General features: G+C 74.4%; 23 protein-coding genes. 6 read left to right on the top strand and 17 right to left on the bottom strand.

The features are described from left to right. Positions 1-22: 22 nt before the first annotated feature. From AB1207_RS05060 to AB1207_RS05015, 10 genes are all read right to left on the bottom strand, one after another. Positions 23-1,153, bottom strand: a complete 1,131-nt coding sequence (locus AB1207_RS05060; RefSeq protein ID WP_367636713.1) for a glycosyltransferase — start codon at positions 1,151-1,153, stop codon at positions 23-25. A gap of 47 nt (positions 1,154-1,200) precedes the next feature. Next, positions 1,201-2,340: a glycosyltransferase family 4 protein gene (locus AB1207_RS05055; RefSeq protein WP_367636712.1), complete on the bottom strand. Its 1,140-nt coding sequence runs from the start codon at positions 2,338-2,340 to the stop codon at positions 1,201-1,203. Further along, complete coding sequence (locus AB1207_RS05050) at positions 2,337-3,143, bottom strand: hypothetical protein (RefSeq protein WP_367636711.1); 807 nt, start codon at positions 3,141-3,143, stop codon at positions 2,337-2,339. Before AB1207_RS05050 ends, AB1207_RS05055 begins: the two co-directional genes overlap by 4 nt. Next, complete coding sequence (locus tag AB1207_RS05045; protein WP_367636710.1) at positions 3,140-6,544, bottom strand: hypothetical protein; 3,405 nt, start codon at positions 6,542-6,544, stop codon at positions 3,140-3,142. Before AB1207_RS05045 ends, AB1207_RS05050 begins: the two co-directional genes overlap by 4 nt. A 241-nt stretch (positions 6,545-6,785) precedes the next feature. Continuing rightward, positions 6,786-6,884 (bottom strand): 30S ribosomal protein bS22, encoded by a 99-nt coding sequence (locus tag AB1207_RS05040; protein ID WP_012085056.1) that lies wholly within the window; start codon positions 6,882-6,884, stop codon positions 6,786-6,788. A 143-nt stretch (positions 6,885-7,027) separates the two neighbouring features. Next, positions 7,028-7,228, bottom strand: coding sequence for a helix-turn-helix domain-containing protein (locus tag AB1207_RS05035; protein WP_106210166.1), 201 nt, complete (start codon positions 7,226-7,228; stop codon positions 7,028-7,030). A gap of 192 nt (positions 7,229-7,420) precedes the next feature. Further along, positions 7,421-8,536, bottom strand: a complete 1,116-nt coding sequence (locus tag AB1207_RS05030) for an acetoin utilization protein AcuC (RefSeq protein ID WP_437178876.1) — start codon at positions 8,534-8,536, stop codon at positions 7,421-7,423. Positions 8,537-8,621: 85 nt separating this feature from the next. After that, positions 8,622-9,425 (bottom strand): pyrroline-5-carboxylate reductase, encoded by an 804-nt coding sequence (gene proC, locus AB1207_RS05025; RefSeq protein ID WP_367636707.1) that lies wholly within the window; start codon positions 9,423-9,425, stop codon positions 8,622-8,624. 31 nt (positions 9,426-9,456) lie between these two features. Beyond that, complete coding sequence (locus tag AB1207_RS05020) at positions 9,457-10,305, bottom strand: sugar phosphate isomerase/epimerase family protein (protein WP_367636705.1); 849 nt, start codon at positions 10,303-10,305, stop codon at positions 9,457-9,459. 1 nt (position 10,306) lies between these two features. Continuing rightward, entirely contained in the window at positions 10,307-11,299 is a 993-nt protein-coding gene (locus AB1207_RS05015) for a Ppx/GppA family phosphatase (RefSeq protein ID WP_367636704.1), read from the bottom strand. Positions 11,300-11,364: 65 nt separating this feature from the next. Here AB1207_RS05015 and AB1207_RS05010 point away from each other — a divergent pair, with 65 nt between their 5' ends. Continuing rightward, positions 11,365-12,180: a DUF3109 family protein gene (locus AB1207_RS05010; protein ID WP_367636703.1), complete on the top strand. Its 816-nt coding sequence runs from the start codon at positions 11,365-11,367 to the stop codon at positions 12,178-12,180. Further along, positions 12,177-12,866, top strand: coding sequence for a class I SAM-dependent methyltransferase (locus AB1207_RS05005; RefSeq protein ID WP_367636702.1), 690 nt, complete (start codon positions 12,177-12,179; stop codon positions 12,864-12,866). The genes AB1207_RS05010 and AB1207_RS05005 overlap by 4 nt, the downstream gene beginning before the upstream one ends. Here AB1207_RS05005 and AB1207_RS05000 read toward each other — a convergent pair. Next, positions 12,833-14,626, bottom strand: a complete 1,794-nt coding sequence (locus AB1207_RS05000) for a putative bifunctional diguanylate cyclase/phosphodiesterase (RefSeq protein ID WP_367636701.1) — start codon at positions 14,624-14,626, stop codon at positions 12,833-12,835. The genes AB1207_RS05005 and AB1207_RS05000 overlap by 34 nt on opposite strands. Next, complete coding sequence (locus AB1207_RS04995) at positions 14,623-15,855, bottom strand: GGDEF domain-containing protein (RefSeq protein WP_367636700.1); 1,233 nt, start codon at positions 15,853-15,855, stop codon at positions 14,623-14,625. The genes AB1207_RS05000 and AB1207_RS04995 overlap by 4 nt, the downstream gene beginning before the upstream one ends. An 80-nt stretch (positions 15,856-15,935) precedes the next feature. Between AB1207_RS04995 and AB1207_RS04990 the strand changes: the two genes are divergently transcribed. The 3 genes from AB1207_RS04990 to disA all read left to right on the top strand — a co-directional run bounded on the left by AB1207_RS04990 (position 15,936) and on the right by disA (position 18,971). After that, on the top strand, positions 15,936-16,301 hold the full coding sequence (locus AB1207_RS04990; protein ID WP_367636699.1) for a hypothetical protein: 366 nt from the start codon (positions 15,936-15,938) through the stop codon (positions 16,299-16,301). A 93-nt stretch (positions 16,302-16,394) separates the two neighbouring features. Continuing rightward, the gene (gene radA / locus AB1207_RS04985; protein WP_367636698.1) at positions 16,395-17,795 is read left to right on the top strand and encodes a DNA repair protein RadA; all 1,401 of its coding nucleotides are present in this window, start codon (positions 16,395-16,397) and stop codon (positions 17,793-17,795) included. 96 nt (positions 17,796-17,891) lie between these two features. Next, entirely contained in the window at positions 17,892-18,971 is a 1,080-nt protein-coding gene (disA, locus tag AB1207_RS04980; protein WP_367636697.1) for a DNA integrity scanning diadenylate cyclase DisA, read from the top strand. Positions 18,972-19,013: 42 nt separating this feature from the next. On the opposite strand, the gene AB1207_RS04975 is transcribed toward disA, so the two are convergent. After that, the gene (locus AB1207_RS04975) at positions 19,014-19,703 is read right to left on the bottom strand and encodes a hypothetical protein (protein ID WP_367636696.1); all 690 of its coding nucleotides are present in this window, start codon (positions 19,701-19,703) and stop codon (positions 19,014-19,016) included. 73 nt (positions 19,704-19,776) lie between these two features. Here AB1207_RS04975 and AB1207_RS04970 point away from each other — a divergent pair, with 73 nt between their 5' ends. Further along, positions 19,777-20,694 carry an HhH-GPD family protein gene (locus AB1207_RS04970; RefSeq protein ID WP_367636695.1) on the top strand — a complete coding sequence of 306 codons (918 nt, stop codon included), beginning with the start codon at positions 19,777-19,779 and terminating at the stop codon, positions 20,692-20,694. Between the two features lie 187 nt (positions 20,695-20,881). Here the strand turns inward: AB1207_RS04970 and arfB are convergent, their stop codons facing one another. The 4 genes from arfB to AB1207_RS04950 are packed head-to-tail and all read right to left on the bottom strand — an operon-like array spanning position 20,882 to position 23,809. Continuing rightward, positions 20,882-21,301 carry an alternative ribosome rescue aminoacyl-tRNA hydrolase ArfB gene (arfB, locus tag AB1207_RS04965; protein WP_367636694.1) on the bottom strand — a complete coding sequence of 140 codons (420 nt, stop codon included), beginning with the start codon at positions 21,299-21,301 and terminating at the stop codon, positions 20,882-20,884. A gap of 2 nt (positions 21,302-21,303) precedes the next feature. After that, positions 21,304-22,737: a GntT/GntP/DsdX family permease gene (locus AB1207_RS04960; RefSeq protein WP_367636693.1), complete on the bottom strand. Its 1,434-nt coding sequence runs from the start codon at positions 22,735-22,737 to the stop codon at positions 21,304-21,306. Between the two features lie 17 nt (positions 22,738-22,754). Continuing rightward, positions 22,755-23,249 (bottom strand): gluconokinase, encoded by a 495-nt coding sequence (locus AB1207_RS04955; RefSeq protein ID WP_367636692.1) that lies wholly within the window; start codon positions 23,247-23,249, stop codon positions 22,755-22,757. After that, complete coding sequence (locus tag AB1207_RS04950; RefSeq protein WP_367636691.1) at positions 23,246-23,809, bottom strand: amino-acid N-acetyltransferase; 564 nt, start codon at positions 23,807-23,809, stop codon at positions 23,246-23,248. The genes AB1207_RS04955 and AB1207_RS04950 overlap by 4 nt, the downstream gene beginning before the upstream one ends. Between the last annotated feature and the right edge of the window lie 26 nt (positions 23,810-23,835).

The following is a 23,835-nucleotide window of genomic DNA, read 5'->3' as shown; positions in this document are numbered from 1 at the left end:
GAGCGCGGACTGGAGCGCGGGCTCACCGGCGTCGGTGGGGACGTCCCGGTCCCGGACCGCCGGCGGTGCGCTGGAGGAGACGCTCGTGGAGGGAGTCGAGGGCCGCTGCCGTCGCTCGCACGTCGTAGCGCTCCCTCACCCCCGGCGGGACCGGCCGACGGCCCAGTCCCCGAGCCGTCAACCGGTCGAGGGCCGCGCGGAGGGCTTCCGGTCCGCCACCGTCGGCGCGTTCGGTGCCGTCGGGCAGGGCGCCCAACTCCTCCAGTGCGGGACACTGGACGAAGACGGCCGGCAGACCACCCGCGACCGCCTCGAGGACGGCCAACCCGAACGTCTCGTCCCGGGACGCGCTGACCAGGACGTCGCTCGCCGCCAGGACGGCGGGGACGTCGTCCCGGGCTCCGAGCCACCGCACCGCAGCGTCCACCCCCAGTGAGCGGGCCTGGGAGGCCAGCGCGTCCCGCAGGCTCCCCGCTCCAGCCACCAGCAGGACGTGGCCTCCCGAGCGCAGCCGGGGCGCGACGGCCTCGAGGATCTCGTCGACCCGCTTGACCGGGTCCAGGCGACCGACGGCCACGATCGCGGTCGCTCCCCCGGGGACGTCCAGCTCGGCACGGACGCGTTCGCGGTCCCCGGTCGCCGGCTGCGCGCCGTCCACGTCGATCCCGTTGTCCACGACCGAGATGCGACCACGGGGTACGCCCCAGGCGACGAGCCGCTCCGCCGTGGTCGCGGAGACCGCGACCGTGTGGTCCGCCAACCGTTCGAGGGTCAGGTACACCCGCCGCAGCCACGGCGACAGCGGTCGACCCTCGATGGAGTCCGCCATGAGCGAGTGCTCGCTGGAGACCACGACGGGCACGCGCGCCAGCCGAGCGGCCGGGATGCCCCACAACTGGGCCGCGAGGAGGTGCACGTGCACCACGTCGGGGCTCAGTTCCCGCAACCTCCGCGCCAGGCGCGGCACGGCGAGAGCCTTGCGCCAGCCGCGCATGCCGAGCACCTCGACCGTCAGTCCTCCCCGACGCATCGAGTCGGCGACCGGCCCCCCCTCGTAGAGGCAGATCGTCCGGGACGACGCGGCCGAACGCTGGGCGATCAGCTCGAGCTGCCGTTCGGCGCCACCGGTCGTCAGGGTCGTGATGACGTGCACGACACGCGTAGGACGGCTCTCGCCCGCATCCGGTCCGGGACCCGCGGTCACGACCGCCCCCCGGCCAGGACGTCCCGGTAGACCTGCGCCGTCGCCGCCACGCTCGTCTCCCAGGTGGGCAGCTCCACGGCGCGCGGCGAGTGCGGCGCCGCTCCGTCCACCGCACCGACCGAGAGCCGGGCGACGAGAGCCGCGGCCAGCTCGGCGGCCTCGGCGTCCACCGGCACCCCGTCCACGAGACCGTCCTCGACGAGGTCGCCGATCCCGGCGACGTCCGCACCCACCACCGGCAGTCCCAGCGTGACGGCCTCCATCACCCCCACCGGGTGCGCCTCGTACTCCGACATGGCCGCCATGACGCTCGACCGCGCCAGCTCGGTCGCCATCGCCCCTCGGTCGGTGGGCGCGAGCGCACGGATCTCGACGTGCTCGCTCACGCCCGCCCGGCGTGCCGCCTCGCGCAGTTCCGGCTCGTACGGCCCGCGCCCCAGGACCACGAGGTGCGCCTCCGGCACGGACCGCCGCACGAGGGGGAGCGCCTCGATGACCCTGTGGTGGCCCTTGTAGCGCTCCAGGCGCCCGCTGGTCACGATGCGACCGCTGACGGGACGGACGTCTGCGGGCGTGGCCGGCAGGCGACCACCGTTCGGGATGACGGTGAACCGGTCCTGCGGGAGTCCGGTCACCCCCATGAAGAGGGAACGCTCGAACCGGCTGACCGCGATGAGCCGTGCGGCCCGGCGCAGCAGCGGCGCCAGCGCCCCGTACTGCGCCCGGCGTCCGGCCGTGCGGACCGGCGAGGAGTGCCCACCGCTGTGGAACGTCAGGACGAACGGGGTGCGGGAGGCGATCGCGGCCAGCATCCCGACGGGCGGGGCGAGCGTGTTGACGCCCTGGACGTGGACGAGGTCCCAGCGGCCGCGGACGAGGGGTGCCGGCAGCCCCGGAGCCAGGTACAGGTCACCGTGCCGCGGCCACGACCGCCTGCGCAGGACGGGGACGCCGTTCACCTCGTCGCGACGCGGGAGCTGTCCGCTGCGGTCCGTCGTCAACACTGTGACGTCGAACTCCCCCGCCTCCTGCAGGCCCCGGGTCACCTCGGCCACGTGGGTCTCCAGGCCGCCCATCTCGGGGAAGTACCGCTGCACGACGTGCAGCACCCGCGGCCGACGGACGCTGCGGCTCACCTGTTCACCACCAGGGTGCGCAGGGGCTGGACCTGTCCGGGGTTGCTGACGGTGATCAGGACCCTGCCCTCCAGGGGTACGACGACGTCGGTCCGCACGGTCTGTCCCCGAGGTACCGAGAAGAGGGGGTACGTCACGGCGGACCCGTCACCGGGGTCGGTGCGCAGTTCCAGCGGTCCGACCTCCTCGTCCGTCGAGACGGCGACGACGGCTCGCGCGCCGTCCAGGGAGGCCAGGGAGACCTGCACGGGCGGGACGTTGGCGACGTCGACGCTGCGCACGGCGACGACCACCGCCGCGACGGTCACGACGACCGCCGCGAGCGCCCAGGGCGTGGTGCGGAGCACCGCGCCGCGCAGCGACCCGGGTCCGGTCTGCTCCGCGGGGGTGGGCTCGGTGGCGGCTGCGGAACGTTCGGGTCGGTGGCCGAGGACCGACCCCGCGAGGACGCCGAGGGCCACCAGTCCCAGGCCGACGGCCCAGGTGACCGGTCGCAGGCCCGGGCCGGCGAAACCCAGCACGATGCCGGTGAGGACGAGCACCACGAGGACGGCGCCCACGGCCGTGAGGACCCGCTCGACGAGCGGACGCCTCCACCCCCGGCGCACGGCCTGCCAGGACGTCGCGGCGACCGCCAGGGCCACCAGCGGCACGCGCAGCCACGAGTCGGCGCCCGCCGCGACCGCGACCACGGCGGCGAGGACGAGGACGGCGGCCGCCGCCGCCGGGAGAGACCACCGGGCCCGGCGCGAGGCGGGGCGTCCAGTCGCGCGGTCGTCGACGACGTCAGGGCTCTGGTTCACCGGTCAAGCTCCGAGAGGTCGTAGACGGCGATGGACCCGTTGTCGTAGATGCGGTCGACCCCGGCGACGTCGTCGAACTTCAGCAGCGCCGCCACCGGCACCGGTTCGGTGCGTCCCTCCCCGCCGAACTCCCCGGACTCGATGTAGACGCCCTGGTTGGGCAACCCGTTGGCGTCGCGGCGGTCCACGACCAGGTAACGGATCCCGGCCTCCCGGATCAGCCGGACGTCCTCGTCGCCGAACTCGGGATCCAGGATCAACCTCGACGCGTCCACCCCGGTGCTGATGTGACGCACCGTGAACATTCCCCCGTCCGCGGCCGCGAGGAGGCCGGACACCCGGTCGGCGTAGACGCGACTGCCGGCGGGCAGGGACCGGGACATCCAGTCCGCCGCCGCGATGTTGTCGGCGTCGACGCTCCGGGCGTCGGCCGAGACGAGGAAGGGACCCGGCAACTGCGCGCTGACGGTGCCCGAACCGAGCACCACACCCCCCAGGAACGTCGCGGTCGCAGCCACCCCGAAGATCCCTGCCGTCCGCCGCGTGGCGGCGCGCCGCACGAGCCACCACGCCACGACGAAGGCGACACCGAGGAAGACGAAGCCGGCTGCACGGTCACCGACCTCGGACGTCGCCCGGGCCACGTGCCCGCCCGGGACGACGGGCCACAGGACCGCGGTGAGGATGAGCACCACCGCGAGGCTGACCCTGCGTCGAACCCACGCCCGGGCCGCCCACAACGACGGGACCAGAGCGCACAGGGTGATCCCCAGCGCCCCGACCAGCAGGAGTTGCTCCCACCAGGCAGGTCCGACACCGGCGGTGTTCGCGAAGAGGGCCTTCGTCTGACGTCCCTCGAAGAGAGCTCCGAGATCCGAGGACGAGCTCGTCACGATGGATCCCAGGTACGTGCCGAGGGAGTTGCCGGGGTTCAGCAGCGTCAGCAGGAAGCCCCCCGCTCCGACTCCCAGCATGACCAGCAGGGGACCGACCTGCGACGACCGGGACCGGTCGACACCCCGGCCGAGGACCACGTCGACGACCGACCAGACCACGAGCGCGGCCAGGAGGAGCGCCGCGGTCACGTGGTGGGTCACCACGACCGAGGTCAACGCCGCGAGCGGCAGCACCATCCCCGCAGCCCGACGGCGTTCCCGCGCGACGAACAGCGCCACGGTCAGCACCGCCAGCGGGAGCGCCAGCGTCTGGTAGCTGAACTGGGAGTTGAAGAACAGCATCTGCGGATTGCAGACGTAGACGACGACCGCCAGGGCACCGGCCCTGCTGGAGCGGGTGAGCTTCAGCACGATCGCCGCGATGCCGAGGCTGAGCACCACCCGGGCGAGGAGCAGGAGCACCACCGAGCTCGTGTGCAGGGACAGGCCCGTGAGGTCGTGCACCCCGTCCGTGGCCACCTCGAGCCCGGGGTAGTAGGCCGTGATGGGCAGCAACGGGTTCACGTCGAAGAGCTGCCCCGTGTCGGAGATCTGACGAAGCAGGTTGGCGTGCAGCAGCTCGTCGTGGAACATGAACCGCGTGGGGTAGAGGACCACGCGGCTCAGCTGGAGGGCCGTGGCCGCGGTGACGGCCACCCAGATCCGCACGCTGCCGCTCGTGCGCGGCCAGGCGGCGAGGACTGCCGCCGGGGCGACGATGAGCACCAGGCCGACCTCCCAGAGGACCTGGGTGAAACCGCCGTCGTCGCCTGTCTCGCGCGCACGCGACGCCGCGAACGCCATCAACAGCAGTCCCCCGGCCATGGCCAGCAGGGCCGGCCCCAGGCCTCGTGAGCCCCGGCGGGCGGGGCGGGGCTCGGTCACCGCGCCGACGTCGAGGTCGTCGCGCGCGCGGGCCTCCCGGGCCTCGTGCTCCTGCGTCTCGACGGACGTCGGCATGTGCTCCCCTGATCCTGTCGTTGCGGTCGATGACGCCCGGCGGCGGGAACCGTCCTCTCCAAGGACGTCGTCGACTGCCGGCCGGACCCGCTCGTCCACCGTCCCGTCGGGGAGTTCGTCGCCAGACCCTGGTGGGTTTGCTCCCGTCCCGCCGTCGTCGTCCGCCGCACCCACCGACTCCGCGTGCGCGCGCTCCTCCGCGGAGAAGCGCCGGCGGGCGAGCGCCAAGGGGACCGCGAGCACCACGGCCTCCACGAACAGCACGGAGACCCAGCCCACGCTCAGGCCGACGACCCCGCCCAGGTGTGCGCCGGCCAGTGCGCCACCCAGCTCCAGGAGGGTGAAGACCACGAGCACGGCCGTCGCCTGGCTCGTACGACCCTGGACCCGCCGCAGGGCCACGAAGTGGTCCTTGACCACGAAGGGCAGGCCGGCGAGCACGAGGATGCGCAGCACGGTCGCACCGTCGTCGGCGTACCCCTCGCCGAAGATCCGCAGGACCAGCGGTGCCGTCGGCCACAGGACGACGTCGGCGGCGACGCTGACCGCGAGCCCCAGCGGCAGGGTCACCCTCATCTTGCGCAGGACTTCCCGTTGGTCGCCCTCGGCGGCGGCGAACAAGCCGACCGACAGGGCGTAGGGCAGGGCGAAGACGAAGCCCGTCAGTTGCAGGGCCGCCCCGAAGGGGGCGTTGGCCGCAGCGGACACCGTCGCCGTGACGATGACCGGGAGCAGCATCAGAGGACTCTGCAGCGTCGTGTTGAGCGCGTGGTGGCTCAGGGCCCGACGCCCCAGACCGCGGAGGGAGGCGGGATCCACCAGCCGAGAGTGGTCTTGCAGCGGCCGGCCGCCGCGCGTGCGGTGCGCGACCACCGGCAACGAGACCAGGGTTCCGAGGGCCCACGCGGCGAAGACGGCCATGCCGTCGGTGGCACCGAGGGCCGCCAGCCCCAGGAGGGCGACGACCTTCGTCGCGCTGGCCACGACGTTGCGCTCCAGCTGCAGGCTCCCCGAACCGACGACCAGGACCGCCTGGTCCAGCACGATCGCGAGAGCGGCGAGCCCAGTACCCACCGCGAAGAGCGTCGCGTGGCCCGGGGAACCGGCGAGCGGGCTCAGGTTCCCGAGGTCCAGGACGTGGATCGCGAGGAAGGGCACGACCACCGCGAGAATGGTCCCCGCGCCGGCCGAGACAGCCAAGGCGGTGCGCACCGTCACCCGCCGGACACCCTGCGGCGTCTGCGGGAGGAGCGAGATGAGCAAGGTGCCCAGGCCGAGCGTCCCCAGGGCGCCCAGCAACCCCATCGCCGAGATCGCTGCGTTCGCGACGCCGAACTGGTCCTTCGCGAAGTTGCGGGAGGCGAGCGTCCAGAACAGGAGGCCCAGGACGCTCGTGGCGGCCTGGGTGCCGACCAGCGAGGCGGAGATGCGGAGGATGCGCTGCAGACCACCGGCGGGCGGTGCAGGCGGAGGGGGAACAGTCGAACTGGCCGTTCCGGGCGTCATCCGACTCCTCGACTCTGGCGGCAGACCACCGCGGACCTACCGGCGCCAGGAGTCTAAGGACCGCCCGCAGCGGAATCCCTCCCCCGCGAGGTCCGCTCCCCGCATCTGGGCGGACCCTTCACCGTTTCGGCGGGGAAGACGCAACGCAAGGCTGCTGCCGCGTCACTGTCGGTGGCACCGGGTGGTGAGCCGCCGGTGCACGAAGGGCGGCTCCCCCGCAGGGGAGCCGCCCTTCAGCACATCACTTCTTGTTGCGACGCTGGTGACGCGTGCGGCGGAGCAGCTTGCGGTGCTTCTTCTTCGCCATGCGCTTGCGACGCTTCTTGATGACAGAGCCCAAGGGGTCCTCGCTCACTCGATACGACTGGTTGCTGCCGACACCCCGGCGGACCGGCGCGCGACGTGCCGCTCAGCGAGCGGCAGACCGTCCGCGAGTCTACCCGCCCAGCGGTGCCCGCAGCGTCAGCAGTCCGGTGGAGGCGCTCACGCGGTGTCGATGAACGACTGCCGCAGGTACTCGTGGACGGCGTCCTCGGGCACGCGGAAGGAGCGGCCGACGCGGACGGCGGGCAGCTCCCCGTTGTGCACCAGGCGGTACACCGTCATCTTCGACACGCGCATCATCGACGCGACCTCGGCCACGGTCAGGAACCGGACCTCGGACAGCGGGCGATCCTCAGGCATCCCCACAGCACCCTTCAGTTCGCGCGCCATTTGCGCACCGTCCCCCGCGGACGGCCCGGTGGGGGCGCGTTCACCGTCCACTCTAGGGGCACGTGTGACGTGCGTGGAAGATCTCCGTGCTCATTGAGTCACTCAGAGTGACCTGGACAGGCTGTGACCAGCACTGACGCTCCGTAAAAATCTGCTGGGAGTTCAGTCGAAGTCCGGGTCGAGCCCGTGCAGCGGGAACGCAGCACGGCGGGTGGCCAGGATCGCGCGGTCCACGGCGTCGTCCGGGTCGTACCCCGCCTCCCACCCCGTGAAGGTCGCGGGCTCACCGTCCGTCATCGCCGCGGGGGCCTCCCGCTCGAGCGTCGCCTCCACGTGCGCGCGCCACGACGCCGGCAGCGGGGTGGCCGGGTCGAGCGGTTGCTGGGAGGCCTCCGCGACCAGGTGGGCCCACGTCCGCGGCACGACGTCGACGACCTCGTAGCCCCCACCGCCGAGCGCCAGCCACCGACCCTGCGACGCCTCGTGCGCCAGCGCGTGCATCGCCGCCGACGCCACCCGCTGCGCGTCCACGGACACCGTCAGGTGCCCGAGCGGGTCCAGGGCGTGGGTGTCGCAGCCGTGCTGGGTGACGAGGACGTCGGGGGCGAAGGCCCGCACGAGCTGCGGGACGACGGCGTGCACCGCCCGCAGCCAGCCCGCGTCCCCCGTGCCCGCCGGCAGGGCCAGGTTCACGGCGGCCCCGAGGGCGTCGGGCCCGCCGAGCTCGTCGGCGAAGCCCGTGCCCGGGAACAGCGTGGTGCCCGACTCGTGGACGCTGATCGTCAGGACCCGGGGGTCGTCCCAGAAGACCGCCTCGGTCCCGTCACCGTGGTGGCAGTCCAGGTCGACGTAGGCGATGCGCTCGGCCCCGTCGCGCAGCATCGCGACGATGGCGGCGGCGGCGTCGTTGTAGACGCAGAACCCGCTGGCGCAGCCCGGTTTCGCGTGGTGCATGCCCCCGCAGAAGTTCACCCCGTGCAGGGTCTGTCCCGCGACGAGGGCGCGACCGAGGTCGACGGACCCGCCGACGATGCGCGCGGCGGCCTCGTGCATCCCGGGGAAGGCCGGGTCGTCCTCGGTGCCGAGGCCGAAGACCGGCTGGGCCTGCCGCGGGTCGGCCGAGGCGGCCTTGACCGCGTCGACGTAGGCGCGGTCGTGCACGGTGCACAGGAGCTCGTCGTCCGCGGGTTCGGCCCCGACGACGACGACGCCGGGCCGGTCGAACAGGCCGAGGTCCGCGCACAGGCGGGCCGTCAGGTCGAGCCGGACGGGCGCCATGGGGTGCCACCGGCCGAAGTCGTAGCGCGTGAACGCCTCGTCCCAGACGACCCGCACCTCGTCCCGCGTGCCCTCGCCCACCGGCTCAGCCCCCCGACAGCTGCTGGGACCGGGCCGCGGCGGCCTCGACGGCGGAGACCAGCGCGGCCCGCACCCCGGAGTCGTCGAGCTGGCGCAGCGCTGCGGCCGTCGTGCCCGCCGGCGACGTCACCTGCTCGCGCAGGACGGTCGGGTGCTGCCCGGTCTCGCGCAGCATCGCCCCCGCCCCGACGACGGTCTGGACCACGAGCTCGGTCGCGGTCGCCCGCGGCAGGCCCAGCAGGACCCCCGCCTCGACCATCGCCTCCACCACGTAGAAGACGTACGCCGGGCCGGACCCGGACAGCGCCGTGACGGCGTCGAGGTGCTTCTCGGCCAGCACGACCGTGCGACCGCACGAGCGCAGCAGGTCCTCCGCCTCGGCGAGCTGGGCGTCCGCGCACGAGGACCCGGCGGCCAGCGCCGCCATCCCCTCGTCCACGAGGGAGGGCGTGTTCGGCATGACCCGCACGACGGACGTTCCCGCGGGCAGCCGGGCCTCGATGGCCGCGGTCGTGACCCCGGCGGCCAGGGAGACGACGAGCGCGTCGGCGTCCAGGTGCGGGGCCAGGGAGTCGAGCAGGGCGGGCAGGTCCTGCGGCTTGACCGCCAGCAGCACCGTGCGGGCGCCCGCCACGGCCGCGACGTCGTCCACGACCCGCACGCCGAACCGCTCGTGCAGCTCCCGGCCACGCCCCGCCCGCCGGTCCACGACGAGGACGTCGTCCGCGGCGCGACCCGCGCGCAGCAGCCCCCCGAGCAGCGTCTGGCCCATCACCCCGGCCCCGACCATCGCCAGCGTCACGCGCACTCCCCCTCGTCCGTCAGCAGCTCGGGCCCGGTCACGCCGTGACCTCCGGGGTCCGCGCCAGGTGCTCGCGGGCGAACCGCAGGGTGCGGGCGAGCGCCTCCTCGCGGGCTGCGCGGCCGCGGGCCCGGCGCGTGTTCACCTCGGCGGCGACGACCCCGGCGAACCCGGTGCGGGCCAGCTCGGCCAGCGCCGCGGCCACGGGCTGGGAACCGTCACCGGGCACGAGGTGCTCGTCCTTGGCCGACCCGGTGCCGTCGCACAGGTGCACGTGCGCGAGCCGTTCGCCGAACGCCTTCGTCAGCTCCAGGCAGTCCTGACCCGACGTCGCGGCGTGGGAGTAGTCCAGCGTCAGGTGCCGGTAGCCGAGCTCGGTCGGGTCCCAGCCGGGGGCGTAGGCGACGACCTCCCGGCCGCGGGCGCGCCACGGGAACATGTTCTCCACGGCCATCGTCACGCCCGTCCGGGCCTCGAGGGCCTCGATGCCGGCGACGAAACCGGTCGCGTACTCGCGTTGCCAGCGGAACGGCGGGTGCACGACGACGGTGTCCGCGCCGAGCGTGGCGGCCAGTTCGGCGGAACGCTCGAGCTTGCCCCACGGGTCGCCCCGGCCCCACGTGCGCTGGGTCAGCAGCAGCGTCGGCGCGTGCACGGACAGGACGGGCACCTCGAAGTGCTCGACGAGCCGGCGCAGGGCGGCGGCGTCCTGGCTGACGGGGTCGGTCCAGACGAGGACCTCGACGCCGTCGTAGCCCAGGCGCGCGGCGATCTCGAAGGCGGCCGTCGTCGACTCCGGGTAGGAGCACGTCGTCGAGAGGGCCACGCGGATCCGGCCCTCGGGCAGGTCCGCGGCGGTCGGGGACGTGTCTTCCACGGCGCTCACGCTAGTTCCCCTTCCCGACACCACCGTGCGCGCCGTCCACAGCCCCCGCACCCGAACCCGACCCCGACGCGGTGATCGCGTCGAGGCGCCGCAGGATGACGCCCTCGCGCAGCGCCCACGGGCAGACGAGCGCCTCCTCGACGCCGAGCAGCTCGAACGCGGCCTCGGCGACGAGGGCGCCGGCCAGCACCTGCGGCGCGCGCTCGACGCTCACCCCGGGCAGCTCCGCACGCTGGCGGAACGTCATGCCCGCCAGCTTCGGCACCCAGGGTGCGAGGTCGTCGCGGCGCAGCACGCGGCGCACCGCGGGGCCCTCCTCCGCCGGGGCCGCCCCCGTGAGGCGGGCGAGGCTGCGGAAGGTCTTGGACGTCACCACGACGCGGTCGGGCGTGCCGGCGCGCGTCACGTCGCGCACGCGCGCGGCGACCTGCTGGCGCACCGAGCGGCGCACGTCGCGGACGGCCTCGGGCGAGGGCGGGTCCCCGGCCAGCCGGTCGCGGGTGAGGCGGCCGGCGCCCAGCGGCAGCGAGAACGAGACGTCGGGCGCCTCGTCCAGACCCGCGGCCACCTCCAGGGAGCCGCCGCCGATGTCGAGGACGAGCAGCCGGCCCGCCGACCACCCGAACCAGCGGCGCACGGCCAGGAAGGTCAGGTCGGCCTCGGCGGTCCCGGGCAGCACCTGCAGCCGCACCCCCGTGGCGCGCTCGACGTGGTCGAGGACGTCCTCGCCGTTGACGGCCTCGCGCACGGCGGACGTGGCGAACGCCAGCATCTCGGTGACGCCCGCGTCCTCGGCTGCGGCGGCCGCCGCCGCGACGGCGTCGGTGAGCGCGTCGACACCCGCGGTGTCGATCGCGCCCTCGGGAGTCAGGTGCTCGGCCAGCCGGAGCAGCCGGCGCGTGGAGTTCGCGGGCAACGGGTGGGCCCCGGGATGGGCGTCGACGACCAACAGGTGGACGGTGTTGCTGCCCACGTCCAGGACACCCAAGCGCACGCGGCGACCCTAGTGGACGACGGCGGGTCCCCCGCGCGTCCCGTGGGCACGCTTACGCTGCAGCGGTGAGCGTCGAGACCCCGCTGGACACCGCCCGGTTGTGGCTGGAGTTCCCCGACCCGCAGGACGTGGCCTCCGCGCGCGGTCCCGAGGACCAGCCCGACACGGTCTACCGCGTCGACCTCACGTGGCTCACGAGCGACTACACGTGCATCTTCGGCAACGGCTGCCCGGGGATCTACGCCGACCGCCCCGACGTCGGCTGCTGCGCGCTGGGCGCGCACTTCACCGAGAAGGCCGACGAGAAGCGCGTCGCGAAGGTCGTCAAGCGGCTGACCCCCGAGGTGTGGCAGTTCCACGACGAGGGCCGCGCGGGCGGCTGGACCGAGGTCGAGGACGGCGAGCGCAAGACGCGCGTGCACGAGGGCGGCTGCATCCTGGCCAACCGCCCGGGGTTCCCCGCCGGCGCCGGGTGCGCGCTGCACCTGCAGGCCCTGCGCGACGGGGTCGACCCGCTGACCTACAAACCCGACGTCTGCTGGCAGCTGCCGCTCAAGCGCTCGTACCGGACCGTCACGCGCGGGGACGGCTCGACGTACCTCGAGGTGAGCATCGCCGAGTACGACCGCCGCGGCTGGGGCGAGGGCGGGCACGACCTCGACTGGTACTGCACCGGCAACCCCGCCGCGCACGTCGGGGAACGACCGGTGTTCCTCAGCTGCGAGAACGAGTTGCGCGAGATGATCGGCGACGCCCCCTACGAGGAGCTGGCCCGGCACTGCGAGGCGCTCGTGGCGCGGACGCGGTCGGGGTCGGCGCACCGGCGGCTGCTGCCGCTGACCGTCCACCCTGCAGACCACTCGGCCGACCCGCGCCGGTGACGGGTGGCGTCGTCCCCAGCCCGAACATCTGGGACTCCCCCGACGTCTACGAGCTGGAGAACCTCGCCGTCGACCGCGGCGGCCTGATCGAGGCGGCGATGCGCGCGGTCCACGACTGGGCCGGGCAGGACGTCCTCGACGTCGGCTGCGGTGCGGGGTTCCACCTCCCCCGGTTCGCGGCCACGGCCCGCTCGGTCACCGGCGTCGAACCCCACCCGCCCCTGCTGCAGCGGGCCCGGGCCCGCACGGCGGGGACCCCGGGGGTCGCCGTGCTGCAGGGGGAAGCGGGTGCGCTGCCGCTGCCGGACGCGAGCGTCGACGTGGTGCACGCCCGGTGGGCCTACTTCTTCGGCCCCGGCTGCGAACCGGGCCTGACCGAACTCGACCGCGTCGTGCGCCGGGGCGGTACCGCGTTCGTCGTGGACAACGACGCGACCCGCTCGACGGTCGGCCGCTGGTTCGCGACGTCGCTGCCCTCCTACGACCCGGTCGCGGTGGACCGGTTCTTCGCCCGCCGCGGGTGGGACGTCGAGCGGCTGGACGTGGCGTGGGAGTTCGACTCCCGCGCCGACCTCGAGGCCGTCGTCCGGATCGAGTTCACCCCCCGGCTGGCCGAGGCGTTCCTCGCGGGGCACCCGGGGACGCGGGTGGACTACGCCGTCGTGCTGCGCCACAAGGGGTTCTGAGCACCGCCCCGGCCGGCCCGGCGGGCGAGGTGCTCGCGCACGACGGGTTCGGCGAGCGGGCGGGCGAAGTGGTAGCCCTGCCCCCACGTGCAGCCGGCCCGGGCCACGAGCCGGGCCACCTGGTCGGTCTCGATGCCCTCGGCGACCGTCGTCAGCCCGAGCCCCGAGGCGAGCGCCGCGATGCCCGACAGCACCGCCACGCCCTGCCCGTCGGCCACGTCGTCGAGGAACGACTTGTCGATCTTGAGCTTGTCGACGGGCAGCCGGCGCAGGTACGACAGCGAGGAGTACCCCGTCCCGAAGTCGTCCAGCGCCGTCCGCACACCCAGGGACCGCAGGCGCAGCAACGTCTCGCGCGCCGCGGACAGGTCCGCGACGGCGGCGCTCTCGGTGACCTCCAGGCACAGGGCGGCAGGGTCGGCGGCGTGGCGGGCGAGGGCGTCGGCGACGAGCTCCACGATCCCGGGCTGCAGCAGCTGGTGCCCGGACAGGTTGACGCTCACGAGCACGCCCGACCCCGCGGCCGCGTGGAACCCGGACACGGCCCCCAGCGCCTGGTCGAGCACGAACGCCCCGAGGTCGAGGATCGTGTCCGACTCCTCCGCGACGGGCACGAACACCGCCGGGGACACCGCCCCGCGGCGCGGGTGGTCCCAGCGGACGAGGGCCTCCACCCCCACCGTCGACCCCGCGGCGAGGTCGACGAGGGGCTGGTAGACGACGTGCAGCTGGCCCTGCGCGACGGCGTGCCGCAGGTCGGCCGCGAGCTCGGCGCGCTCGTGACGGGCGTCGAGCAGGCCGCGCGAGAACGGGAGCGCTCGGTCGCCACCGCCGGCCTTGGCCGCGGCCAGGGCGATGTCGGCGTGCTGGAACAGCTCGCGCACCCGGTCCTGCGGCGCGGCACCGCCCCGTGCGTCCCGGGTGTCCGGGACGGCGAGCGCCGTGCCGGCCCCGGCCGTCACGCTGACCGACCGGCCGCCGACGGCGAGCGGTTCGCGGACAGCGCGCACGCACCGGTCGCCGAGTACGGCGACGGCCTGACCGACGCTCCGCTCCTGCCCCGTCACGAGGACGGCGAACTCGTCCCCGTCCAGGCGCGCGACGACGGCGTCGGCGCCGGCCACCTGGAGCAGGCGCTCGGCGGTGCGCCGGACGACGTCGTCACCGGCGGAGTGCCCCAGCCGGTCGTTGACGGCCTTCAGCCCGTCGAGGCCGAGCAGCACGAGACCGCAGGTGGCCCCGGCGTCGGCGGCGGCGGAGAAGGACTCGAACAGGCTGCGGCGGTTCGGCAGCCCCGTCAGGCCGTCGTGGCTGGCGGCGAAGCGCAGCGCCTCCAGGGCGCGCTTCTCGTCGGTGGTGTCGACGCAGTTCCAGATGACGCCGCGCACGCTGCGCTCGTGGCGGGCGTCGCTGAACCGCACGCGGCACCAGCGCACCTCCCCCGTGGCGCGGACGAGGTAGCGGTGCTGGGAGTCGACGGGACCGGCCCCCGGCAGGCACGCCTGCCGCAGGAGCTCACGCGCCTGGTCGCGGTCGTCGGGGTGGACCCAGTCGAAGGCGTCGCGCCCGACCAGGCCCCACCGGTCGAGGTTCCAGCGGCGGCTGAAGGACGGGCTGAGGAAGCGGACGGTCCCCTCCGGGTCCGTCACGAGCACCTCGTCGGCCGCCTGCCGGGCCAGCGCCTCGTAGCTCGGCGAGACGACGGGCAGCCCGAGGCGGCGCAGGCGGTCGCCGAGCTGCTCCCGGCGCCGGCGGTTCACGTCCGCGCTCCCACGGTCGACCCCGGCACCGCGGCGGCCACCACGACGGTGTCGCGCCCGGCCGCCTTGGCCGCGTAGACGGCCTCGTCGGCGGCGGCCAGCGCCGCTTCCCAGTCCCCGCGGGCCGCACCGACGCTCACGGTCACCACCCCGCCGCGGGGGTGCGGCAGCGCGCACCCGCGCACCGCGGCACGCAGTCGTTCCCCGGCCAGCTGCACGTCGCCCTCCCCGGCGTCCTGCCCGTGCTCCACGTCGAGCACCACGACGAACTCCTCCCCGCCGAAGCGCGCCACCACGTCCGTGGGACGGCACGCCGAGGCCAGGGCGTCCGCGACCAGCGTGAGGCACCGGTCCCCCTCGAGGTGGCCGAACCGGTCGTTCAGTTCCTTGAAGTGGTCGACGTCGACCACGAGGACGCCCCCGCGGCCCGCGGTGCCCGGGTGCGCCGACACGCGGTCGAGCAGCCCGCGGCGGTTGAGCAGACCGGTCAGCTCGTCCCGGACGGCGGCCTGGGCCAGCGCGGCGATGAGCTCCTCGCGCTCGGCGGCCAGCCGGCGTTCGCGGCGTTCGGCGAGGAAGCGGGCCCGCTCGCTCTCCTCGAGGGTCCCGGCCAGCACGAGCCCGAACAGGCCGCTGACGGCGACCGCGAGCAGCGACGTGGCCTGCAGCGCCACGGGGTCCGACCCCACGTACCACTGCCCCCACCCGAACGCGCCGACCATCGTCGCGAGCACCCCAGCGGCTCCGCGGACGTCGTTGCGCAGGAGCGTGCTGAAGAACACGACGACGATGAGGGCGCCCGCGAAGTACGCCCCGCCGAGCGCGTCGGGCGCGCTGCGCTGGACGACGGCGAGGACCCCGACCACCAGCGAGGCGGCGCCGGCGACGAGCAGCACGTCGACCCGGGAGCCCGGACGCGCCGCGATCCGCCGTCCGCGCAGCCACAGGCCCACGAGCGTGACGGGGCTGACCAGGCCGAGCCGCAGCCACAGGGACAGTTCGACCACCTGGGGGGCCATCACGAGGTCGAGGAGGACGTAGAGGTCGAAGAAGACGAGCCCGAGCAGAGCCGTCGGGACGAACCACCGCGACCGGGAGGCGTTGCGCGCCACCTGGAACTCCCGTTCCAGGTCCGCCGCGAAGGGCCGGGGCAGCAGGCTGCCTGCTCGGCGCGGTGCGGTCACCCCTGTGGTGTCGGCGGTCCCGCGCGGGCTCCGGAGCCCGCTCACCCGCCCGGCGTAGGAGCCGCGGCACGACGCACGGTGCACCTGGGTCGCCGCGGAGGGTCACGAGCGTGGATGATGGAGGCATGAGCGCGCACGCCACCCCGCCGGTCCAGCACGAGGAACAGCGGGCCATCGCCCCCATCAAGTGGTCCAAGCCGAACGGCGGGACCGTCGCCGCGCTGGCCATCTGGGTCGTCGGCCTCGTCCTGTCCGGGGTCGTCCCGCTGCTGCTGCTGGGCTCGGACCCGTACGAGGCGGCCCCCGGCGGCCGGATCGCGGTGGGCCTGACGTTCACCCTCGTCGGCGCGCTCGTCATGGTCTTCTCGGCCTACCTGCTCTACCGCAAGAGCGGCAGCATCGGCGCCGCGATCCTCGCCTTCGTGCCCAGCTTCGTGATGGCCACGCTCGGCATCCTCATGACGACCATGAAGGTCCTCTACGGCACCTGACCGGTGGCCCGACCGGCCCGTCCGCTCCGCCACGACCCCCGCACCGGCCCCGGTGCGGGGGTCGTGTCGTACCCGGCCCCTACGGTGCGGGACGTGCCTGCGAAGAGCTCGACCGCCCGTGGTTCGTCCGCGAAGTCCCGTCCGGCCTACAAGTGCGCCGAGTGCGGCTGGACGACGGCCAAGTGGGTCGGCCGCTGCGGGGAGTGCCAGGCGTGGGGCACGGTCGAGGAGGTCGGGGCGGTCACCGTCCGCACGACGACGGCGGCCCCCGTGCGCGAACCGGCCCGCCCCATCGCCGAGGTCGACGTCGAGGCCGCCCGGGCGACGCCCACGGGCGTCGACGAGTTCGACCGCGTCCTGGGCGGCGGTCTGGTGCCCGGCGCGGTCGTCCTCATGGCGGGCGAGCCGGGCGTGGGCAAGTCGACGCTCCTGCTCGACGCCGCCTCCCGCGCGGCCGCGACGGGCCGCACCGTCCTGTACGTCACGGCCGAGGAGTCCGCGGCGCAGGTGCGGCTGCGGGCCGAGCGGATCGGGGCGCTGCGCCCGCGGTTGCTGCTGACCTCCGAGACGGACCTCGCGACGGTCCTCGGCCACGTGGAGCACTCGAACCCCGACCTGCTGGTCGTCGACTCCGTGCAGACGATCGCCTCCGGCGAGGTGGACGGGGCGGCCGGCGGGGTCTCGCAGGTGCGCGAGGTCGCCGGGGCGCTGATCGGCGTCGCCAAGCGGCGGGCGCTCGCCACGCTGCTCGTGGGGCACGTGACCAAGGACGGCTCCATCGCGGGGCCGCGGACGCTGGAGCACCTGGTCGACGTCGTCTGCCAGTTCGAGGGCGAGCGCCACTCGCGCCTGCGGCTGCTGCGCGCCGTGAAGAACCGGTACGGCCCCACGGACGAGGTCGGCTGCTTCGAGCTCGGCGAGGACGGGATCGTCGGCCTGCCCGACCCGAGCGGGCTGTTCGTCTCCGGCACACCGGAACCGGTGGCGGGCACGTGCGTGACGGTCACGCTGGAGGGACGCCGGCCGCTCCTGGCCGAGCTGCAGTCCCTGGTCTCCACCGACACCACGCCCGGCAACGCGCGCCGCGTCACCAGCGGTCTGGAGTCGAGCCGGATGGCGATGGTCCTCGCCGTCGTGCAGCGCCGCCTCGGCGTCGCCCTCGGCAACCGCGACACGTTCGTCGCCACCGTCGGCGGGGTGAAGCTGACCGAACCGTCGGTCGACCTGGCGGTGGCGCTGGCCGTGGCCAGCGCCGCGAAGGACCGGCCGATCGCCGCGGGCACCATCGCGCTCGGCGAGGTCGGGCTGGCCGGGGAGGTGCGCCGGGTGACGGGGGTTCCCCGCCGGCTCAGCGAGGCCGCCCGGCTGGGGTTCACGACGGCGATCGTCCCGAAGGGGTCGCTCGGGGACGGCGCGGCGCCCGCGGGGTTGCGGGTGCACGAGGTCGAGACGCTGCTGGACGCCTGCGTCGCCGCTCGACTCGTGGCCTCGTGAAACCGTCGCGGGGAGGGGACGCCCCGCTACGACGGGCGCACCGCTAGACTCCGCCCAGGTTCGTGGTCGTGACGTGCGAGGTTTCGGAGGTGGCCGGTGGTGGACCGCACCCCCGAGGAGGTCCTCCGGGCGACGTTGGCGATCGTGGCGCCGGGGACGGAGCTGCGCGACGGGCTCGAACGCATCCTCCGCGGCCGCACGGGCGCGCTCATCGTGCTGGGGTTCGACCGGGTCGTGGACTCCCTGTCCACCGGGGGTTTCACCCTCGACGTGGAGTTCTCCGCGACGCGCCTGCGGGAACTGGCGAAGATGGACGGCGCGATCGTCCTGGACCGCGACGTCTCCCGGATCCTGCGCGCCGCCGTGCAGCTGGTGCCCGACTCCTCCATCGAGACGAGCGAGTCCGGAACCCGCCACCGCACCGCCGAACGCGTCGCGAAGCAGACGGGTTTCCCCGTCATCTCCGTCTCGCAGTCCATGCGGATCGTCGCCGTCTACACCGGCAACCGCCGCTACGTGCTCGAGGGTTCCGACGCGATCCTGGGTCGCGCGAACCAGGCCCTGCAGACGCTGGAGCGCTACCGCGCCCGGCTCGACGAGGTGACCGGCACGCTGTCCGCCCTCGAGATCGAGGACCTCGTCACGGTCCGGGACGTGTGCTCCGTCGTGCAGCGCATCGAGATGGTCTCGCGCATCGCCGACGAGATCTCCGGGTACGTCGTCGAACTCGGCGTCGACGGCCGTCTGCTGTCCCTGCAGCTCGACGAACTCGTCGGCGGCGTGGGGCCGGACCGCGAACTCGTCGTCCGCGACTACCTCGAGGCGTCCCGGCACGAGGGCCCGCTCGAGGCCGTCCTGGACGCCCTCGCGGGTCTGCACTCCGCCGACCTCGTCGACCTCGCCTCGGTGGCCCGCGTCCTGGGTTTCTCCGTCGGCGGCGACTCGCTCGACTCGGCCGTGTCCCCCAAGGGTTTCCGCCTCCTCAACCGCGTCCCGCGCCTGCCCGGCGCCATCGTGGAACGGCTCGTCGACCAGTTCGGGGACCTGCAGAAGCTCCTCGCGGCGAGCATCGACGACCTCATGACGGTCGACGGCGTCGGCGAGCAGCGCGCCCGCGCGGTGCGCGAGGGGCTCTCCCGGCTGGCCGAGAGCTCCATCCTCGAACGCTACGTCTGAGCGTCCCCCGGGCGCGCCACGCCCGCGGGGCCGCGGGCGTCCTCAGCCCGCGAGGGTGAAGGTGACCTGCGTGGCGACGACACCGTCCCACGTGGCGCTGGCGGTGTAGCTGCCGGGATCCACGGCCGTCTGGCCGGTGGGGCACCCCGCCGCCGAGCGCTGGCGCGACCACGTCGTGGTCTTGGTGAGCTTCTCCCCCGGGGCGACCACGTCGGTCGCCGTCTCGCCCTTGCTCTGGCAGTCGGCGTTGGACCAGACCTGCGCGCCGCCGGCAGCGGTGATCGTCACCACGCGGACGGCGCTGCTGGTCTCGAGCGTGCACGGGGTCTGCGAGGTGTTCTCGACCTCGAGGACGATCTTCGGCGTCTTCCCGGGGCCGTAGGCCGTGGCGTCGGTGCGGAGCGTGGCGGCGAGCGACTGCTCCGAGCACGCGGTGGCTCCCGCGGTGTCCGTGGCCCCCGTCGTCGCGGTGGACGCCGTCGTGTCCGTGGCGGACGTGCCGGACGGTGAACCGCTGGGGCTGCCCGTGGGGGTCTGGGCGTCGGTGGTGGCCACCGTGCTCGGGTCGAGCTTCGTCGGCCCCTGCGCCGCAGCGTCGTCCGACGTGGTGAGGGCCCGGACGCCCAGGGCGACGAGGACGATGACTACGACGAGTGCGAGCACGACCACGAGGCGTCGTCGCCAGTAGGTGCCCTTGTCCTCCGGGCCGACCGGGTGCAGGACGCTGCTCACCGGGTGAAGGTAGGCGCCGTCCCGACCCCGCTGGTGGAGGCGCGCCGCGGCCGCCGTGCGACGATCCAGCGCGATGAGCACCGCCCCCGCCGACGCAGGCCCCGACGACATCCATGACCTGGACGACCTGCACACCCGCGTCCTCGACTGGTACGCCGACCACGCGCGCGACCTGCCGTGGCGGGCCGCCGACCGCACCCCGTGGGGTGTGCTGGTGAGCGAGGTGATGCTGCAGCAGACGCCCGTCGCCCGGGTCCTGCCGCAGTGGCTGGCCTGGATGGAGCGCTGGCCCACGCCCTCGGACCTCGCCGACGCCGCGCCCGGGGACGCCGTGCGGGCCTGGGACCGGCTCGGCTACCCCCGTCGCGCCCTGCGCCGGCACGCCGCCGCCGGGGCCGTGCGCGCCGAGCACGGCGGCGAGGTGCCCGAGGACCACGCCCGGCTGCTGGCCCTGCCCGGCGTCGGGACCTACACGGCCGCGGCCGTCGCGTCCTTCGCCTTCGGGCAGCGGCACGCCGTCGTCGACACCAACGTCCGCCGCGTGCACGCGCGGGCCGTCACGGGCGCCGCCGAACCCGCGGCCGCCCTCACCGCCGCCGAGCAGCGGCTCGCCGTCGCCCTGCTGCCCGAGGACGCGCCCACGGCTGCCCGCTGGGCCGTCGCCGTCATGGAGCTCGGCGCCCTCGTCTGCACCGCCCGCTCCCCGCGCTGCGACGACTGCCCGCTGCTGGACCGCTGCGCCTGGGTCCTGGCCGGCCGCCCGGCCCACGACGGCCCCGCCCGCCGCGGCCAGGCCTGGGCGGGCACGGACCGCCAGGTGCGCGGCAAGCTGCTGTCCGTCCTGCGCGGCAGTGCCGACCCCGTGACCGCCGACGAGCTCGCCGCCTGCTGGGCCGACGACCGGCAGCGTGCCCGCTGCCTCGACGGCCTCGTCGCCGACGGCCTCGTCGAGCCCCTCCCCGACGGCCGCTTCTCCCTCCCCCGCACCTGACGCGCGCCCCGGCCGGTGGGGATCGTCGTCGCAGGGGGCCGCTAGGTCCGGCCCTTCGTGACGACGATCCGGACTCGGGTGGGCTCGTCGTCCGGCGCTGCGCGCCGGCTCCAGCATCGCGCTCGACCTGGGAGCCCGACGTGACGACGAGCCCTCCCCGGGACGGCACGGCAAGCGCGGGCGCAGGTCAGTCGTCGGAGGAGCGGCGCAGGCGCTTGGTCTCGCCGCGGCGGCGCTTGCCGTCCAGGCGGCGGCGCTGGGACCCGCGGGTGGGGCGGGTGGCGCGGCGGGAGGCCGGGGGTGGGGCGAAGGCGAGCGCCAGCAGCGACCGCAACCGCTCCGCGGCCGCCGCCCGGTTGCGCAGCTGCGCGCGGTGCTCGGACGCCGCCACCGTGACGACCCCGTCGACGAGCCGGGCCTCGAGCCGCTCCAGGGCGCGCTCGCGCAGGTCCCGCGGCACGGACGGTGAGCGGAGGAGGTCGAACGACAGCTCCACGCGGGAGTCGGTGGTGTTGACCCCCTGCCCGCCGGGTCCCGACGACCGGGAGAACCGCTCGCGCAGCTCGGCCTCGGGGACGGTGACCCGGCGGTTGACGACGAGGTCCACGGCTAGACGACGAGGGAGAGCAGCAGCACCCCGGCCAGCCCGCAGACGGAGATCACCGTCTCCATGACCGACCAGCTCTTGAGCGTCTGCCCGACGGTGAGGCCGAAGAACTGCTTGACCAGCCAGAACCCGACGTCGTTGACGTGGGAGAAGAACAGCGAGCCGGCGCCGATCGAGAGCGCGAGCAGCGCGAGGTGGTTGGCGCTGAGGTCCCCGGCCAGGGGCGCGACGATGCCGGCCGCGGTGATGGTCGCGACGGTCGCGGAGCCGGTGGCCAGGCGGATGAAGACGGCGACGAGCCAGCCGAGCACCAGCGGCGACAGCGCCAGCGCGGCGGCCTGCTGGCCGACGAGGTCGCCGATCTTCGCGTCGACGAGCACCTGCTTGAACCCGCCGCCCGCGGCGATGATGAGCAGCGTCGAGGCGATGGGCGGCAGCGAGGCGTCGATGGTCGCGCCGATCTTGCGCCGGTCCATGCCGACGGCGGTCCCGAGCAGCGGGATCGCCACGAGCACGCCGATGAGCAGGGCCACCAGCGGGGTGCCGAGGGCGTAGAGCAGGTCGTGGACCGCGTTGCCCTTGCCCGAGACGATCTCGGCGACGGCGCGGGCCAGCATGAGCACGACCGGCAGCAGCACGACGGTGAGCACCGCGAGCAGTTTCGGCCGGCGCGTGGTCTCGTCCGCGCCGCCGAGGTCGCCGCCGGAGGTGGGCAGGTGCTCGGCGTCCTGCGGGCCGTACTTCGAGACGAGCGGGGCCAGCAGCGGCCCGGCGATGACCACGGTCGGGATCGCGAGCAGCAACCCGAACCCCAGCGTCAGGCCGAGGTCGGCGTTGAGGTTGGCGATGGCCACGAGGGGGCCGGGGTGCGGCGGGACGAACCCGTGCAGGACGGACAACCCCGCCAGGGCGGGGATCCCGAGGGCCAGGACGGGCCGGCCGGTGCGCTTGACGACGAGCAGCACGATCGGGACGAGCAGCACGAGGCCGATCTCGAAGAACATCGGCAGGCCGACGAGCGCGGCCGCGCCGGCCAGCGCCCACGGGAGGGCCTTGCCGTGGACGCGGTCGACGATCCGGTCGACGATCTCGTTCGCCCCGCCGGAGTCGGCGAGGAAACGACCGAGGACGGCGCCGAGGGCCACGAGGATGCCGACGTCGGCGAACGTCTTCCCCGCACCCCCGGCGGCCCCGTCGGCGTCCCCGAGCCCGATCGAGAACGACGTGACGATGTCCGAGACGGACAGCCCGGCGACCAGGCCGAGGACCGCCGACCCCAGCAGCAGGGCGATGAACGCGTTGAGCTTGGCCCAGGACACGGTCACGACGACGACCGCGATCCCCAGCAGCGCCGCGACCACCAGCCGCGTGTCGTGGCCGGTCCAGGCCGCGGTCTGCACCGCGGCCGGGACGAGCGAGGGGACGGACACGGGCATGGGGTGCTACCTCCGGGTCAGAGGTGTTTCAGCACCTCGTCGAGAACTTGGGCGGGACCACCCTGCACCCGTACCCGGAACCCCCGCTCGTCGGGGTGCAGGTCTTCGAGGGTGTCGAGCTGGCTGCGCAGCAGGGAGGCCGGCATGTAGTGCCCCTCCCGGTGCGCGAGCCGGTCCTCGAGCACCTCGTCGGGCACCTTCAGCTCGCAGAAGACGACGGACGGGTTCCCCTCGGCCAGCAGGTCCCGGTAGACGCGCTTGAGGGCGGAGCAGGTGACGACGGCCGACTCCCCCGCCTCCTCGCGCTCACCGATCCAGACGGCGATGGACCGCAGCCACGGCCAGCGGTCCTCGTCGGTCAGGGCGTGGCCCGACCGCATCTTCTCGACGTTGGCCTCGCTGTGGAAGTCGTCGCCCTCGGCGTACGTCCACCCCTTGGCCTTGGACAGGTCCTGGGCCAGCGTCGTCTTCCCGCTGCCCGAGACCCCCATGACGATGACGGTCGTGCTCATGCCCCTCCTCTGTCCGGTGGTGCTGCCCGTGGTGCCGTCAGACGCAGCATCCGGCTGTTGCCCAACGTGTTCGGTTTGACGCGCGCCAGGTCGAGGAACTCCGCAACCCCCTCGTCGTGGCTGCGCAGCATCTCGGCGTAGACCTCCGGCTCGACCGGGGTCCCCTCGATCTCGACGAACCCGTGCCGTTCGAAGAACGCCTTCTCGAAGGTCAGGCAGAACAGCCGGGTCACCCCCAGGGCGTCGGCCCGGTCCAGCAGCGCGGTGAGGATGAGGTGCCCCGCGCCGGTGCCCCGCACCGTCGGGTCGACGGCGAGGGTGCGCACCTCGGCGAGGTCCTCCCACAGCACGTGCAGCGCACCGCACCCCACGACGCGGCCCCCGGCACCGTCGGCGTCGACCAGTTCGGCGACGACGAACTCCTGCACGGCCTCGTAGAGGGTGATGAGTTCCTTGCCGAGCAGGATCCGTTGCCGCGCGTACTCCTCGACGAGCCGGCGAACGGCGCGGACGTCCCCCGTGCGGGCGGGACGGACGAGGACGTCTGCGGAGCCGGGCATCCCCCGATCCTTCCAGACGGCCTCGG

Source organism: Kineococcus endophyticus (assembly GCF_040796495.1).
GTDB classification, from domain to species: Bacteria; Actinomycetota; Actinomycetes; order Actinomycetales; family Kineococcaceae; genus Kineococcus; species Kineococcus endophyticus.
Note: the sequence above shows the minus strand (reverse complement) of the source record. Positions and strands in the feature narration are given on the sequence as shown.